This window comes from Streptomyces beijiangensis (assembly GCF_017315755.1).
GTDB lineage: Bacteria > Actinomycetota > Actinomycetes > Streptomycetales > Streptomycetaceae > Streptomyces > Streptomyces beijiangensis.
The window spans coordinates 1-15,319 of sequence record NZ_JAFLRJ010000321.1; the positions used below are offsets into that span (position 1 = coordinate 1).

11 protein-coding genes and 3 pseudogenes are annotated in these 15,319 nt (G+C 69.7%); 5 read left to right on the forward strand and 9 right to left on the reverse strand.

What is annotated here, in order from left to right; all coding sequences use genetic code 11:
- From J0695_RS44220 to trhA, 4 genes and pseudogenes are all read right to left on the reverse strand, one after another.
- Positions 1-116, reverse strand: a pseudogene (locus tag J0695_RS44220) (SURF1 family protein); the annotation flags it as partial.
- A gap of 125 nt (positions 117-241) precedes the next feature.
- The gene (locus tag J0695_RS28680) at positions 242-856 is read right to left on the reverse strand and encodes a TetR/AcrR family transcriptional regulator (RefSeq protein ID WP_206966818.1); all 615 of its coding nucleotides are present in this window, start codon (positions 854-856) and stop codon (positions 242-244) included.
- 2 nt (positions 857-858) lie between these two features.
- Entirely contained in the window at positions 859-2,346 is a 1,488-nt protein-coding gene (locus J0695_RS28685; protein ID WP_206966820.1) for an MFS transporter, read from the reverse strand.
- Positions 2,347-2,494: 148 nt separating this feature from the next.
- Positions 2,495-3,169, reverse strand: coding sequence for a PAQR family membrane homeostasis protein TrhA (gene trhA, locus J0695_RS28690; RefSeq protein WP_206966822.1), 675 nt, complete (start codon positions 3,167-3,169; stop codon positions 2,495-2,497).
- Between the two features lie 231 nt (positions 3,170-3,400).
- Here trhA and J0695_RS28695 point away from each other — a divergent pair, with 231 nt between their 5' ends.
- Complete coding sequence (locus J0695_RS28695; protein WP_206966825.1) at positions 3,401-5,254, forward strand: phosphoenolpyruvate carboxykinase (GTP); 1,854 nt, start codon at positions 3,401-3,403, stop codon at positions 5,252-5,254.
- Between the two features lie 62 nt (positions 5,255-5,316).
- Here J0695_RS28695 and J0695_RS28700 read toward each other — a convergent pair whose 3' ends face one another.
- The gene (locus tag J0695_RS28700; protein ID WP_206966827.1) at positions 5,317-6,474 is read right to left on the reverse strand and encodes a serine hydrolase domain-containing protein; all 1,158 of its coding nucleotides are present in this window, start codon (positions 6,472-6,474) and stop codon (positions 5,317-5,319) included.
- Between the two features lie 206 nt (positions 6,475-6,680).
- Between J0695_RS28700 and J0695_RS28705 the strand changes: the two genes are divergently transcribed.
- The gene (locus J0695_RS28705) at positions 6,681-8,774 is read left to right on the forward strand and encodes a fructose-specific PTS transporter subunit EIIC (RefSeq protein ID WP_206966829.1); all 2,094 of its coding nucleotides are present in this window, start codon (positions 6,681-6,683) and stop codon (positions 8,772-8,774) included.
- A 120-nt stretch (positions 8,775-8,894) separates the two neighbouring features.
- Here the strand turns inward: J0695_RS28705 and J0695_RS28710 are convergent, their stop codons facing one another.
- Together J0695_RS28710 and J0695_RS28715 are read right to left on the reverse strand one after the other, a co-directional pair.
- Positions 8,895-9,293, reverse strand: a complete 399-nt coding sequence (locus tag J0695_RS28710) for an SCO4983 family protein (RefSeq protein WP_206966831.1) — start codon at positions 9,291-9,293, stop codon at positions 8,895-8,897.
- Positions 9,294-9,361: 68 nt separating this feature from the next.
- Positions 9,362-10,573 (reverse strand): pyridoxal phosphate-dependent aminotransferase, encoded by a 1,212-nt coding sequence (locus J0695_RS28715; RefSeq protein ID WP_206966834.1) that lies wholly within the window; start codon positions 10,571-10,573, stop codon positions 9,362-9,364.
- Positions 10,574-10,891: 318 nt separating this feature from the next.
- Between J0695_RS28715 and J0695_RS28720 the strand changes: the two genes are divergently transcribed.
- A complete protein-coding gene (locus J0695_RS28720; RefSeq protein ID WP_206966836.1) occupies positions 10,892-11,308 on the forward strand; it encodes a hypothetical protein in 417 nt (138 codons plus the stop codon).
- An 87-nt stretch (positions 11,309-11,395) separates the two neighbouring features.
- Here the strand turns inward: J0695_RS28720 and J0695_RS28725 are convergent, their stop codons facing one another.
- Both J0695_RS28725 and J0695_RS28730 read right to left on the reverse strand, forming a co-directional pair.
- Positions 11,396-12,997, reverse strand: a complete 1,602-nt coding sequence (locus J0695_RS28725; RefSeq protein ID WP_206966838.1) for an N-acyl-D-amino-acid deacylase family protein — start codon at positions 12,995-12,997, stop codon at positions 11,396-11,398.
- A gap of 17 nt (positions 12,998-13,014) precedes the next feature.
- Positions 13,015-14,280 carry an amino acid deaminase gene (locus tag J0695_RS28730; protein ID WP_242553319.1) on the reverse strand — a complete coding sequence of 422 codons (1,266 nt, stop codon included), beginning with the start codon at positions 14,278-14,280 and terminating at the stop codon, positions 13,015-13,017.
- 169 nt (positions 14,281-14,449) lie between these two features.
- Between J0695_RS28730 and J0695_RS28735 the strand changes: the two are divergent.
- Together J0695_RS28735 and J0695_RS44225 are read left to right on the forward strand one after the other, a co-directional pair.
- Positions 14,450-15,050 (forward strand): annotated as a pseudogene (locus J0695_RS28735) (sugar kinase); the annotation flags it as partial.
- Positions 15,051-15,054: 4 nt separating this feature from the next.
- A pseudogene (locus J0695_RS44225) lies at positions 15,055-15,319 on the forward strand (amino acid deaminase); the annotation flags it as partial.

Below are 15,319 nucleotides of genomic sequence, written 5' to 3' on the forward strand. Positions count from 1 at the left end.
ACGCGGGCTTCGAATCGGCTCAGCTGCCAGGACCCCATGAAGATGCAGAAGGGGATGGCGAGGAGGACGAAGACGTTGATCCCCCACCAGCGGGGGGTCAGCAGGAACCGGTACACGACGTCTACGGTACGGGGGCTCTGGGGGCTCCGCCCCCAGACCCCCGCTCCTCAATCGCCGGAGGGGCTATAAATAGCCCCTCCGGCGATTGAGGACAAGCGGCCGAAGGTCGCTTACGGCGGGGTCAGACCGGGAGGCCGTCTCGTAGCGTGTTCAGCGTCCGGTCCACCAGCTCCACCAGGTCGTCCTGGTGACCGTGTTCCGCCCAGTACACCGTCGTCTCGTGCAGCGCCCCCATCACGGCCATCGTGTACGCCCGGATCTCCAGGTCCCCCGATTCCCTGCCGCAGCGCTCCGCCAGGATCTCGCAGATCATGTGGGCGCTGACCGACATGCTCTCCATCATCCTGGACCGCAGCGCGGGCACGGAGACCATCAGCGCGGTGCGCTGGCGCATCTCGTCGGCGTCGGACTCGTCGGCGTTGGCCATCCGGACGCCCGCGGCGATCACGTACCGCAGCGACTCCAGGACCGGCTCGCCGGCCGGTCTGGCGCGCAGCTCCCTCGCCAGCAGCGGGTCGTACTCGTCGGTGAGGACGATGTCCTCTTTGGTCGGGAAGTACCGGAACACCGTCGAGGGCGAGACCTCGGCCGCCTCCGCGATCTGCTCGACCGTCGTGGCGTCGTACCCCTGCTCGGCGATCAGTGCGTACGTGGCCCGGCGGATCTCGGTCCGGGTCTTGATCTTCTTGCGTTCGCGGAGTCCCGGCTGGGGAGTGGTGGCGGCCATGGTGCACATTGTCAGGCATCCACGGTGGCCGGAGCCAAGTCCTCCGCCGCAGGAACCTCCGCGACGGCATTCGGCAGCAGCGCCGCCGCGAGCAGCGCGGTGACCAGCGCCGCGATCCCGCAGACGAGCAGCGCCACATCCATGCCGTGGATGTACGCGGAGTCCGCCGCGGCCGCCAGCCGGGGGTCGCCCAGCAGATGCGCGCCGACCACCGAGTCGCGCGCCGCCTCCGGGGCCCCGGCCGGCAGCCGGTCGGCGTACACCCCGGCCATCAGCGAGCCGAGCAGCGCGACCCCGAGGGCCGCACCGGTCTGCCGTACGGTGCTCAGCAGTCCGGACCCGCTGCCCGCCGCGTCCCGGGGCAGGGTGCCGATCGCCGCGGACATGGCGGGCACCATGGCGAAGCCGAATCCGAGGCCGACCACGCTGAGCCACAGGGCGACGAAGCCGTACCCGTCCCCGACCTCCGTACGGCTGCCGAGGAGCGCCCCGAAGGCGAGCACCACGAGCCCGCCGCTGATGACGGCCCGCGAGCCGAACCGCCGCACCAGAGGTCCTGTGCCCTTGGCGGCGACCATCAGCCCGCCCATCATCGGCAGCAGCCGCAGCCCGGTCCCGAAGGCGTCGTTGCCGAGCACCGCCGAGAGATAAGGGGTGAGCAGGAACAGCAGCCCCGACAGCACGAACATGGTGAGCGTCGCGGCGAGCGTGTTCAGCAGGAAGGGCCGCCGGGCCAGCAGTTTCAGGTCCAGCATGGGGCGGACCATGCGCTTCTCCCGTACGACGAGAGCGGCGATCAGCACCACGCTGCCGGCCAGCATCCCGAGGACCAGCGGGTCGCCCCAGCTCCGGTCGGAGGCCTCGATGATGCCGAAGATCAGGGCCCCGAGGCCTGTGACGGTGAGGCCGGTGGAGACGGCGTCGACCCTGGGCGACGAGGGGTCGCGGGTCTCGGGAAGCAGGAGGACGCAGGCCAGCATGCCGATGGCGGCCAGCGGAACGTTGAGCACGAAGATCGAGCCCCACCAGAAGTGGTTGAGCAGCCAGCCGCCGACGATCGGGCCGAGCGGCATACCGAGCGCGGAGGCCGCGACGACCATGCCCATCGCCTTGGACTGTTCCTTGGGCTCGAAGATGGTCGGCAGGACGGCCAGCGCGAGGGGCATGATCAGCGCGGCCCCGATGCCCATGAAGGCGCGGGCGGCGATCACCGGCTCGACGCTGGTGGCGAAGGCTCCGAGCACGGAGCCGACGAGGAATATCCCGAGCCCGGTGACCAGCATCTTCCGGCGTCCGAATCGGTCGCCCAGCAGTCCTGCGGGAAGCATCAGCGCGGCGAAGACCACGATGTACGCATCGCTCATCCACTGCTGCTGGCCGGTCGTGGCGCCGAGCTGATCGGCCATCGTCGGCAGCGCGACATTGAGGATCGTTGTGTCGAATCCGATCACGAGCATGCTCGCGACCATGGCCCCGAGAGCCCACCAGCGGCGTTCCATGTCCCCATCCCTCCATCGATCTTTGCTAGTTAATGTCTTATGACAGTAACTCTCAAAAGATTGTGACTGTCAACGCGGAAGCGGCCGTACCCGACGGGGTACGGCCGCTTCGTGGCGCTAGCGATGCAGGCGGAACGCGCTAGTAGGGCTAGTAGGCGATCAGGGAAATCGCGATGTACTGAATGACGAAGGCGGCCAGCGTCAGCGAGTGGAACACCTCGTGGAAGCCGAACCACGCCGGCGAGGGGTTGGGGCGCTTCAGTGCGTAGATGACGCCGCCCGCGCTGTAGAGCAGCCCGCCGATGACGACGCAGATGAGCACGGCGACCCCGCCCGTGTGCAGGAAGTCGGGCAGGAAGAAGACGGCCGCCCAGCCCATCGCGATGTAGCAGGGCGTGTAGAGCCAGCGCGGGGCGCCGACCCACAGCACGCGGAAGGCGATGCCTGCCGCGGCCGCCGCCCAGATGGCGATGAGCAGCGGCTCCGCGGTGGAGTGCGGCAGCAGCAGGAGGGCGAGCGGGGTGTACGTACCCGCGATGATCAGGAAGATGTTGGCGTGGTCGAGGCGCCGCAGTACGGCCTCGCCCCGTGCTCCCCAGGTCCCCCGGTGATAGATCCCGCTGATGCCGAAGAGCATGCAGGCCGTGAGGATGTAGATCGCGCAGGCGACCCGCGTCCGCGTCGAGTCGGCGAGGGTGATCAGCGTCAGCCCCGCGACGACCACGGCCGGGAACATCCCGGCGTGCAGCCAGCCGCGCATTCTCGGCTTGACCGGCATCGGACTGAGCTCGGTCACTTCGGCGGCGGAGGCGGCATGAGTCATATGTCGATGCTACCTACGGTTCCGTAGGTTCAGTCACGGAGTGGCGATGCTCACGTGAGAGGCCCCCTGGACATATGGGCGAATCACGCGGATGATCAGATGAGTGCGGTCGGCACCGGATGAGCGCCAAGGATTTCAACCCCAGAGATTCATGGCGTGCAGGCATCCGGGTCGCAGCCCCCACGGGGCGGCAACACCTCAACCCTCCACCACACCTGCATAGGAGCAACCGTGGCGCGCGACATCGCGGCTCCCGCTGTCCTTCCCACCCAGCACCAGGAACTGGTCTCGTGGGTCAACGAGATCGCTGAACTGACTCAGCCGGACAGTGTGGTCTGGTGCGACGGTTCCGAGGCCGAGTACGAGCGCCTGTGCGCGGAGCTCGTGGCCAAGGGGACCTTCACCAAGCTGGACCCGATCAAGCGCCCGAACTCCTACTACGCCGCGTCCGACCCGTCCGATGTCGCACGCGTCGAGGACCGGACGTACATCTGCTCCGAGAAGGAGCAGGACGCGGGCCCCACGAACCACTGGAAGGCCCCGGCCGAGATGCGGGCCATCTTCACGGGAGAGGGAAACAGCCTCTCCGGCTCCGAGGGCAAGGGCGGTGTCTTCCGCGGCTCGATGCGCGGGCGCACCATGTACGTCGTCCCCTTCTGCATGGGACCGGTCGGCTCGCCCCTCTCGGCGATCGGCGTCGAGATCACCGACTCCGCCTACGTTGCCGTCTCGATGCGCACGATGACGCGCATGGGACAGCCGGTCCTGGACGAGCTCGGCACCGACGGCTTCTTCGTCAAGGCCGTCCACACCCTCGGAGCCCCGCTCGCCGAGGGCGAGGCCGACGTCCCGTGGCCCTGCAACACCACCAAATACATCTCGCACTTCCCCGAGGACCGCGAGATCTGGTCGTACGGCTCGGGTTACGGCGGCAACGCGCTCCTGGGCAAGAAGTGCTACGCCCTGCGCATCGCCTCCGTCATGGCCCGCGACGAGGGCTGGCTCGCGGAGCACATGCTGATCCTCAAGCTCACGCCCCCGACCGGCGAGTCCAAGTACGTCGCCGCCGCCTTCCCCTCCGCCTGCGGCAAGACCAACCTCGCCATGCTGGAGCCGACCATCTCCGGCTGGACGGTCGAGACCATCGGTGACGACATCGCCTGGATGCGCTTCGGCGAGGACGGGCAGCTGTACGCGATCAACCCGGAGGCCGGCTTCTTCGGCGTCGCGCCGGGCACGGGCGAGCACACCAACGCCAATGCCATGAAGACGATGTGGGGCAACTCCGTCTTCACCAACGTCGCGCTCACCGACGATGGCGACGTCTGGTGGGAGGGCATGACGGAGGAGCCGCCCGCGCACCTCACCGACTGGAAGGGCAACGACTGGACCCCCGAGTCCAGCACCCCCGCTGCCCACCCCAACGCGCGCTTCACGGTCCCGGCCGGCCAGTGCCCGATCATCGCGCCCGAGTGGGAGGACCCCAAGGGCGTCCCGATCTCCGCGATCCTCTTCGGCGGTCGCCGCGCGACGGCGGTCCCCCTCGTGACCGAGTCCTTCGACTGGAACCACGGCGTCTTCCTCGGAGCCAACGTCGCCTCCGAGAAGACCGCCGCCGCCGAGGGCAAGGTCGGCGAGCTGCGCCGCGACCCCTTCGCCATGCTGCCGTTCTGCGGCTACAACATGGGCGACTACATGGGCCACTGGGTCAAGGTCGGCGCGGACAAGGACCCTGCCAAGCTGCCGAAGATCTACTACGTGAACTGGTTCCGCAAGAACGACGCGGGCAAGTTCGTGTGGCCCGGGTTCGGCGAGAACAGCCGCGTACTGAAGTGGATCGTCGAGCGCCTCAACGGACAGGCGGAGGGCGTCGAGACCCCCATCGGGATCCTCCCGGCCAAGGGCTCGCTGGACACGAAGGGCCTGGACCTCTCCGAGTCCGACCTGGACTTCCTCCTCAACGTCGACAAGGAAGTCTGGCGCGAGGAGGCCGCCCTGGTCCCCGAGCACCTGAACACCTTCGGCGAGCACACACCCACCGAGCTCTGGGACGAGTACCGCGCCCTGGTCAAGCGCCTTGGCTAGAGCGTGAGTTGAACATGCCCGGCCCCCCGCGCCCCCTCACGGCGCGGGGGGCCGGGCGTGCTTCAGGCCGTCGCCGCGTACCACCAGAACTCGCGCATCAGCGTGGGCGGGGTCGGGCCCGCGAGCTGGACCTGGGTGAGCAGGATCGCGGTCGTCCCCTTGGACGGCACGATGTGCGCCGATGTGCCCGTGCCGCCGACCCAGCCGTAACGGCCGAGGACGTTCCAGGGGTCGCGCTCCTCCACGTCGACCGAGCCGCCGTATCCCCAGCCCTGACCCTCCGTGAAGAGGCCGCTCGCCTCGCGCTGGGCGCGGGTGAGGTGGTCGGTGGTCATACGGTGCACCGCGTCGGCCGACAGGAGCGCGCGGCCGTCCTTCGTCTTCCCTCCGGCCAGCAGCATCCGGGCGAAGGCGTGCCAGTCGTCGGCCGTCGACACCAGGCCCCCGGCGCCGGAGGGGAACAGCGGGGGGCTGCTCCACTGGCCGTCCGGCGGGTCGGCCGGCTCCAGGCCGCCGTCCGGCGTGGGGCGGTAGCTGGTGGTGAACCGGCCGAGATCGGCGGCGGGTACGGAGAAACCCGTGTCGGTCATCCCGAGCGGATCCAGGAGCCGCTCGGCGAGGAACTCGGGGAGCGGCCGGCCCGATGCGCGGGAGATCAGTACACCGAGGATGTCGGAACAGGTGTTGTACAGCCAGGTCTCGCCCGGCTGGTACAGGAGCGGGATCCGGGCGAGCGCCGCGAGCCACGCGTCGGGGGCGGGCGTGAACTGGGGGTCGAGTCCGCTCTTCTGCAGGTCCCCGAAGAGGAGTTGGACCGCGGGGAGCGAGAAGTCGGAGGGGAAGCCGTACCCGGCGCGGAAGGTGAGCAGGTCCTCGACCGTCATCTGACGGGCGGCCGGAACCACATCGTCGACGGGGGATGAGGGGGTACGGACGACGGAGAGCGAGGCGAGTTCGGGGAGCCAGGTGGAGACCGGGGCGTCCAGGGTGAGCTTTCCCTCATCGACCAGCATCATCGTCGCGGCGGCGGTGAGGGGCTTGGTGATCGAGGCGATACGGAAGACCGAGTCCCGGGTCATCGGGGCGGTGCCGTCGGCGTCGGTCGTACCGACGGCCCGCACCTCGGTACGGTCGCCGCGCGACACCAGGGCCACGGCTCCGGGGACGGTGCCGTTGTCGACGTACCTCATGAGCAGGTCCTGCAAGGTGGACGTGGTCATGGCAGCCATCCGATCTCGTTGTCGCACCAGATGCGGGCGATGGTAGCGAGGCGGTCCGTGAACCGCTCGAGTGTGACAAACATTCGTTGCAGATGTGAATCTTCAGGGCCTATAGCCCCTTGTCCATGTGCCGAAGTGTTGCAAGATGCTTAGGAGGCCGCGAAAGTTTGCGCGACCTTGTGAAGCAAGCTGTGAGGAGTTCTGACGTGACCAGTCCGGCCGACCCCCCCAACGGCGGGGGGAACAGTGAGCAGAAGCCGGTGAAGCTGCTCGCGGTGACCGCCTGTCCGACGGGCATCGCTCACACGTACATGGCGGCGGAGAAGCTGACGCGGACCGCACAGGCTCTGGGCATCGACATGAAGGTGGAGACGCAGGGCTCCATCGGCGCCGAGAACGTGCTGTCTGACAACGATGTCAAAGAGGCCGACGGCATCATCATCGCCGCGGACAAGGACGTGGACCGCAGCAGGTTCGCGGGCAAGCGGGTCCTGTCGGTCGGTGTCTCCGAGGGGATCACCAACCCCGAGGGCCTGATCGAGCGCGTGCGGACCGCGCCGGTGCAGGGAGCGGGCGGCGGGGGTGCCGAAGCCGCTTCCTCCGGTGGCGGCAAGGAGCGCAGCGCCGCGTACAAGGCGCTGATGAACGGCGTCTCCTTCATGATCCCGTTCGTGGTCGTCGGTGGTCTGCTGATCGCGATATCGCTGGCGATCGGGGGGCACTCCACCCCGGACGGGATCGTGATCCCGAAGGACTCGTTCTGGTTCGACGTGAACGCTCTCGGCTCCCTCGGCTTCAAGCTGATGCTGCCGATCTTCTCCGGGTACATCGCCTACGCACTCGGCGACCGGCCCGCGCTCGTCCCCGGCATGATCGGCGGATTCCTCGCCTATGACGGGGTGGGGATCTACGGCGCAGACGCGAACGCCGGGTTCCTCGGCGCGATCGCCACCGGTTTCCTGGCCGGCTATCTGGTGCTGGGGATCCGGAAGATCAAGGTCCCGAAGATGGTCCAGCCGATCATGCCGATCATCGTGGTGCCGATCGTGTCGACGCTCGCCGTCGGCCTGTTCTTCATCTACGTGATCGGCACGCCCATCTCCTGGGTGTTCACGCATCTCACCAGCTGGCTGAACGGGATGACCGGGACGAGTGCGATTCTGCTCGGCGCCATCATCGGGCTCATGATCGCCTTCGACATGGGCGGGCCGGTCAACAAGACCGCCTTCCTGGTCGGTTCCGGTCTCATCAGCACGAACCCCGCGGTGATGGGCATGGCCGCCGCGGCCATCTCCGTCATGCCGCTCGGCCAGGGCCTGGCCACCGTGCTGCGCCGCAAGCTCTACACCCAGCAGGAACGGGACACCGGTATCGCGGCCATGTTCATGGGATTCTTCGGCATCTCGGAAGGTGCGATCCCCTTCGCGGCTGCGCGGCCTGCGCAGGTCATCCCGGCGAACATGCTCGGCGGCGCGGTCGCCGGTGCGATCGCCGGCATGGCCGGAGTCGAGGACAAGGTTCCGCACGGCGGCCCGATCGTGGCGCTGTTCACCGCCATCAGCGGGGTCGCGATGTTCTTCGTGGCGATGGCCGCAGGTGTGATCGTCACGGCGCTGGCGACGAACGCCCTGATCGAACTCAAGCTGCGGCGCCAGGAGCGGCAGGAGGGCGCGGTCCCCGCAGGCGTCCCGATCGGGGCGCCCCGCCCCGAGCCCGTCCTGGTCGGCGCCGGTGCGCCGGTCGGTACGACGGGTTCCGTGGACGTACGGAAGAAGCCCGCTCCCGTACCCGCTCCCGTACCCGCTCCCGCCCCCGTATCCGTGCCGCCCGGCGGCCGGGATCCGGAGGTGCTGTCCGGATATCTGACCGAGCAGACCGTCAGGGTCCAGCTCGCGGCCGGGGACAAGGAGGCGGCCATCCGCGAGATGGCCGGGCTGCTCGCCTCGACCGGGAAGGTCGCCGACGTCGAGGAGCTCGTCCGGACGGCGCTGCGCCGCGAGGAGCAGGGCACCACGGGACTCGGCGAGGAGATCGCGATACCGCACGCCAAGACCGACGCGGTGACCTCGCCGGTCGTCGGGTTCGCGCGGTCGGCCGAGGGCATCGAGTGGGGTTCGCTGGACGGCACCAGGGCCAGGCTCATCTTCATGATCTCCGTGCCGGAGGCCGCGGCGGGCGACGAGCATCTGCGGATCCTGGCGATGTTGTCGCGCAAGCTGATGGACACCGGGTTCCGTGAGCGGCTGAAGGACGCGGCGGACGACGCGGCGATCCTCGCGGTGCTGGGCGAGATCCGGTAGCGCGTCACGCCGCAGCACACAGGACGGCGGGCCCCGCACCGGTGCGGGGCCCGCCGTCCGTCGTCGGGGGAGGAGTGGCGCCCGGCCCGCGCGCCTCCGCGGCTGCGGGCCGGGGCCGGTTCAGTGGGCCGCGGCCACCAGCTGGGCGGCGCTGTTTGCTGCGGTGTGGGCGTCCATGCGTTCGGCGGCCAGGATCGCGGCGGACGTGTCCGCGCGCGAGGCGGCGACCAGCAGGGCGCGGCCCGCGAGGGCGTGGGCCCTGAGGTGCAGGTCGGCGGGGCCCGCGGCCGAGAGGCCTGCGTGCCGGGCCGGCGGGGTGGAGCGGAGGCGGGCGATCTCGCGGGCGATACGGTCGCCCGCCTGCGCCAGGCCGAGCTCGTCGGTGACCGCGAGCAGGGCGGCGAGATGGCCGGCCAGCTGGATGTCCAGCTCTTCCTCGCGGGTGCGGTGCGGGAAGGCGGAATCTGCGTCGGCCGCCATGGTCGAGTGGACCGACTTGCTGCGGATCGGTTCGTACATGGGATGGCCTCCTGCTTACGGTCAGGAAGCCATCCTAGCTTAGATTCTGTCTAAAGTTGAGTGACGTCTTATGGCTGTGAATAGCCGTCCAGGAAGGTGCCGATCCGGGTCACCGCGTCCTGCAGATCCTTGACCGCGGGGAGCGTGACGATGCGGAAGTGGTCGGGTTCCGGCCAGTTGAAGCCCGTGCCGTGGACGATCATGATCTTCTCGGCGCGGAGCAGGTCGAGCACCATCTCGCGGTCGTCCTTGATCTTGTAGACCGCGGGGTCCAGGCGCGGGAAGAGATAGAGCGCACCCTTGGGCTTGACGCAGGTCACGCCCGGGATCTGCGTGAGCAGGTCGTACGCCGTGTCCCGCTGTTCCAGCAGCCGCCCGCCCGGCTTGACCAGCGACTCGATCGACTGCTTGCCCTGGAGGGCGGCGGCGATGGCGTGCTGGGCCGGCATGTTGGCGCACAGGCGCATGTTGGCCAGGATCGTCAGGCCCTCGATGTACGAGGACGCGTGCGCCTTGGGACCGCAGACCGCGAGCCAGCCGGAGCGGAAGCCCGCCACCCGGTAGTTCTTCGACATGCCGTTGAAGGTGAGGACGAGCAGGTCGGGGGCGATCGCGGCCGTGGGGGTGTGGGTCGTGCCGTCGTAGAGGATCTTGTCGTAGATCTCGTCGGAGCAGATCACCAGGGAGTGGCGGCGGGCGATCTCGGCGAGGCCGCGGAGCATCTCGTCGTCGTACACCGCACCCGTGGGGTTGTTGGGGTTGATGATGACGATGGCTTTGGTGCGGTCGGTGATACGGCGCTCGATGTCGTCCAGGTCCGGCATCCAGTCCGCCTGCTCGTCGCAGCGGTAGTGGACGGCGGTGCCCCCGGCGAGCGAGACCGAGGCGGTCCACAGGGGGTAGTCGGGGGCGGGGACGAGGACTTCGTCGCCGTCGTCGAGGAGGGCCTGCATCGACATCTGGATCAGTTCGGATACGCCGTTGCCGAGATAGATGTCCTCCACCGAGAGGGGGATGCCCTTGGTCTCGTAGTGGCTCATCACCGCGCGGCGGGCGGCGAGCAGACCCTTCGCGTCGCCGTAGCCGTGCGCGTCGTGGAGGTTGCGCAGAACGTCTTCGAGGATCGCCGGAGGGCACTCGAAACCGAACGCGGCCGGGTTGCCCGTATTGAGCTTGAGGATGCGATGACCTGCTGCTTCCAGCCGCATCGCCTCCTCCAGGACCGGGCCCCGGATCTCGTAACAGACATTGGCGAGCTTCGTCGACTGGATCACCTGCATGCCGCAACTTTACGGGCGTGTTACGGCGTGTGCCCGGACATGTGACCCGTAGGAGGACCTCGCGCCGCCCCGCGCCCGCCTCCGGCTTCCATCGCAATGCGCGGGCCGGTCCGGGCGCATGGAATGCACGGCGGGGACGGGCGCGCGGCAAGGAACCTGGCCGTTCCCGGCCCTCAGTGACATCCGCCACCCCGCCCCGCGCGGTGCTGTGGCAGCCGGCTGATCCTTCGGTCCCGTGCATGGCGTTCATGGCGGCGCCGGAAGAGACTCTGGCCCACGGGGCCGGACCCCGGCCCGGGGAGCAAGGGGGAACGGACCATGGCCACACCTGTACCCGCCGCTCAGCAGCGGACCGTCGCCGCGCTCACCGCGGTCAGCAGCAAGGTGACCGGCTACGCGTGGGCCTGGGTGGGCGGCGACAACCTCGCCTACAAGGCCATCCGGATCACGTACGGCGCGCGCGTCCTCTTCATCAATGTGCACCCGGCCGTCGACCGGCAGGCCTGGGTCTTCGGTGGCGCGTGGATCGCGGGGGACACGGGCGGCGGGATCGAGATCAGCGAGCACGTCACCAGCAGCACGGTGCGCTCGCGGCTGGCGTCGCACATCGACGAGCTGTTCAAGGCGGAGATCACGGAGGCCGCCCGTCACGTCGACGACGGCAGCCGCGCCTCCCAGTCGGCCAGCTGGCGCAGCGGCGGCGGCAAGGAGAAGAAGGACAAGGGCGAGAGCTAGCCCCGCCCCGCTCCGTGGAACGTGCCGCCCGCCCCCGTCGCCACGGGGCGGGCGGCACCCGGCTGTCGGCCGGTCAGGCCGCGCGGTTCACGCCTGGCGGCGGACCGACTTGCCCGCCAGTACGTCCGTCCGCTTGCCGTCGTCCATCACGAACCGCCCGTCGATGAGTACGTACGGAATGCCGACCGGCAGCGTGCGCGGCGCCTCGAAGGTCGAGCCCGCCGCCACCGTCTCCGGGTCGAAGAGGACCAGGTCGGCGCGGTAACCCTCGCGGACCAGGCCGCGGTCGGGCAGGCGCAGACGGGCCGCGGGACGCGAGGTGAGGTGGGCGACCGTCTCCTCCAGGGAGAGGACGCCCAGGTCGCGGGCGTACTTGCCCAGGAACTGCGGGAAGGTGCCGTACGCGCGCGGGTGCGGCTTGTAGCCCTGGAGGATGCCGTCGCTGCCGCCCGTGTGGACGCGGTGGCGCATGATCTGCCGGACGTTGTCCTCATGGCCGACGTGCTGCAGGATCGTCGAGCCGAGCCGGTCGTTGATGAGCAGACGGCGGGCGGTGACCCACGGCTCCTCGCCGCGCTCCGCCGCGCTCTGCGCGATCGTCTTGCCGACGCAGCCCGCGAGACCCGGGTCGCTGACCCCGGAGATCTCGATGGTGTCCCACTCGATGGGCACCCCGTGGCAGCCGTCCGCGCCCTCGACCTCCATGACCTGGCGGATCTTCTCCGCCGTCGCGTCGTCCCGCAGCCGGGTGAGGATCGAGTCGGGCCCGCCCTCGCTCGCCCAGCTGGGGAGCATCGCGACGAGGGTGGTGCAGCCGGGGGTGTACGGGTAGGTGTCGAGGGAGATGTCGGAGCCCGCGTCGAGCGCCCGGTCGAGGAGGGTCAGGAGCTCGGGCGCCTTGCCCTCGTTCACGCTGAAGTTCATGGTGGCGTGGGCGAGATGGAGGGCGCAGCCCGCGGTACGGGTGAGGGTGACCATCTCCTCGTACGCCTGGATGGCGCCGGCTCCGTACGAGCGGTGGTGCGGGCAGTAGTAGCCGTCGTAGGAGGCCACCACCCGGCACAGTTCGGTGAGTTCGGCGTCGTCCGCGTACATCCCGGGCGTGTACGTCAGACCGGACGACATACCGACCGCGCCCTGCTCCATGCCCTCGGCGACGAGCTGCTTCATGCGCAGGATCTCGTCGGCGGTGGCGGGGCGGTCGTCCCAGCCCATCGCGTACATCCGGACCGTGCCCTGCGGGATGAGATACGCGGCGTTGACCGCGATGCCCTGCCGGTCGAGCCGGTCCAGGTACTCCCCGACGGTCCGCCAGTCGAAGTCGATGTCGCCACCGTCGCCGTTCCAGCCGGTGATGGTCTTGCGGACCTGGGCGAGGGTGCGGTCGTCGACGGGTGCGTAACTCAGCCCGTCCTGCCCGAGGACCTCCAGGGTCACCCCCTGCGCGGCCTTCGCCTCGTGGCCGGGGTCGCGCAGCAGGGCGAGGTCGGAGTGGGCGTGCATGTCGATGAAGCCGGGGGAGAGAGCGAGGCCGTCGGCGTCGATCACCCGGGCGCCGCTGGGCCGTTCGTCCCCTTCCCCTTCCCTGGCGATGGTGACGATACGGCCGCCGTCCACCGCGACATCGGCTCGGTAGGAGTCGGCGCCGCTGCCGTCGATGACGCGGGCGTCGCGGATGACGAGATCCATAACTAAGGCTCCGCTTCTCAGAAATACGTACGGATGTAGTCGACGACCGTGCCGTCCGCCTCGACCAGCGGGATCAGCTGCCACTTGTCGAAGGAGGTACAGGGGTGCGAGAGCCCCATGCCGACCCAGTCGCCCACTTCGAGGTCCGCCTCGGGGGTCGTCCGAACCCAGCCGTGCTGGTCGGAGAGCCCGCTGACCGTGATGCCGGCCGCCGGGCGGATCTCGCCGGTGCGCGCGTCCCGTACGACCTGCGCCTCGGGCAGGTCGAGGTCGTACGCCGCGTCGCGCTTGCCCGCGTTGACGAAGGCCTGCTCGCCGGTGGGCCGCGAGACGACCTGCGCCCACAGCCGGAATCCTGCGTGCAGGGAGCCCTCGTCGGGGACCCGGTTGAAGGGGGTGAGGTGGCGGTAGTGGCCGTCGTCGTGCGAGATGTACGCGCCCGAGCGGAGCAACTTGCAGACGGGCGAGGAGAGTTCGGGGATCTCCGCGAAGACGTCGGCGACGGCGTCGAACCAGGCGCTGCCGCCCGCGCTGATCACGATCTCGTCCGTACCGGAGATACGGGAGAACCGCCCGGCCTTGTCGAAGTCGGCGGCCAGCGCGACGAGCCGCCGCAGCCAGGCGCGGACGCGCTCGCCGTCGGCCTCGGGGACCTCGCCCTCGTAACCGGCGACGCCCACCAGGCGCAGGGTGCCGGTGGCGGCCACCGCGTCGGCGATCGCGGCGCACTCCGCCTCGGTACGGGCGCCGGTGCGGGCCCCGTCGCCCGCGCCCAGCTCGACCACGACGTCCAGGGGGCGCGAGGTGCCGCGCAGGGCCTCGTCCATCAACTCGACGCCGCGCACGGAGTCGACGTAACAGATGAAGGTGAAGTCCGGGTCGGCGTCGAGCTCGGAGCCGATCCAGCGGAGCGCGGCCGCGTCGACGATCTCGTTGGCGAGGAAGATGCGCTGGATCCCGAACTCCCTTGCCACGCGCACCTGGTGGGGCACGGCGAGGGTGATGCCCCAGGCGCCGTGCTCGATCTGGCGGGCGAAGAGCTGGGGCGCCATGGAGGTCTTGCCGTGCGGGGCGAAGACGAGGCCGTGGCGGGTGGCGTACGTCTCCATCAGCGCCAGGTTGTGCTCGACGGACTCGGCGGAGAGGGCCAGGACCGGGGTGGTGAACCCGTCGGTGAAGAGGTTGCGGCGCTCGGCGGCCAGGGCGGGGAGCGTCAGGCCCTGGGCGGCTGGGGGCAGCCCCTTGAAGCGGTGGTCGACTACTTCTACTTCTTCGCCGTTCATCCGAACCTCCTGGAGAGTTCGCGTTGCAACATGTGCAACGGTCATTGCGTATCGCGCTCACTGCTGTCTAACATCCGAGCCATCCAGTCGTCCAGTGCCCCAGGGAGCAGAGCCCGTGACCGTGCAGCCCACCTCAGCCGGCGTCGACGTCGTCTGCCTCGGCGAGTCCATGGTCACGTTCCTGCCCTCGCGCTCCGGCCGCCTCGCCGACGTACCCAGTTTCGACCGCGCCATAGGCGGCGCCGAGTCCAATGTCGCCTGCGCGCTGGCGGCGGCGGGCCATACGGCGAAGTGGGTCAGCAGGGTCGGGGCGGACGGCTTCGGGGAGCACCTGGTGGAGGCGATCGGGGCGTACGGGGTCGACGTGAGCGCCGTCCGGCGCGACGTCTCCCGGCCCACCGGCATCTACTTCCGTACGGCCGACGACCGCGAGGCGGCGGACCACGAGGTGCTCTATTACCGGGCGGGGTCGGCGGCGTCGGCGATGTCCCCGGACACGGTGCCGGCCGAGGACCTGCGCGCGGGCCGGGTGCTGCACCTGTCGGGGATCACGGCGGCGCTGTCGGCGGACTGCCTGGCGCTGATGCGGGAGCTGACGGCGCGCGTTCCTGGCCGTCCCCTGGTCTCCTTCGATGTGAACTACCGCCCAGGGCTGTGGCGGGACGGCCGGGGTCCCGAGGTGCTTCTGGATCTGGCACGTGGTGCGGATCTGGTCTTCGTGGGTGAGGACGAGGCGGCGGGCGCGTGGGGCCTGCACGGCGCGGAGGCGATCCGGGAGTCGCCGGTTACGAGGGCGAGGTCCCCGAGGCCGACGGCGAGCGCGTCCGCGCCTGGCTGCGGCGGCTCGTCGCGCTGGCCGCCGACTTCGACAAGGCCGGGCGGTTCTCCCGTATCTCCGGTACGGACGAGATCGTGATCAGCGCGGGCGGCAGCGCCTGGTTCGACGCCGTCGCCGACGTCTTCGCGGAGATCCCCGAACTCTCCTCGCCCGTCTGCAAGTTGCTCCGCTCGGGCGCGTACATCTCGCACGACGACGGCC

What these genes read in the sequence shown, in the direction of transcription:
- J0695_RS28725 (WP_206966838.1), bottom strand. Translation starts at nt 12,997, where the DNA reads ATGGATCTCGTCATCCGCGACGCCCGCGTCATCGACGGCAGCGGCGCC.
- trhA (WP_206966822.1), bottom strand. Translation starts at nt 3,169, where the DNA reads ATGACTCATGCCGCCTCCGCCGCCGAAGTGACCGAGCTCAGTCCGATG.
- J0695_RS28710 (WP_206966831.1), bottom strand. Translation starts at nt 9,293, where the DNA reads ATGTACGAACCGATCCGCAGCAAGTCGGTCCACTCGACCATGGCGGCC.
- J0695_RS28730 (WP_242553319.1), bottom strand. Translation starts at nt 14,280, where the DNA reads ATGAACGGCGAAGAAGTAGAAGTAGTCGACCACCGCTTCAAGGGGCTG.
- J0695_RS28680 (WP_206966818.1), bottom strand. Translation starts at nt 856, where the DNA reads ATGTGCACCATGGCCGCCACCACTCCCCAGCCGGGACTCCGCGAACGC.
- J0695_RS28720 (WP_206966836.1), top strand. Translation starts at nt 10,892, where the DNA reads ATGGCCACACCTGTACCCGCCGCTCAGCAGCGGACCGTCGCCGCGCTC.
- J0695_RS28685 (WP_206966820.1), bottom strand. Translation starts at nt 2,346, where the DNA reads ATGGAACGCCGCTGGTGGGCTCTCGGGGCCATGGTCGCGAGCATGCTC.
- J0695_RS28700 (WP_206966827.1), bottom strand. Translation starts at nt 6,474, where the DNA reads ATGACCACGTCCACCTTGCAGGACCTGCTCATGAGGTACGTCGACAAC.
- J0695_RS28715 (WP_206966834.1), bottom strand. Translation starts at nt 10,573, where the DNA reads ATGCAGGTGATCCAGTCGACGAAGCTCGCCAATGTCTGTTACGAGATC.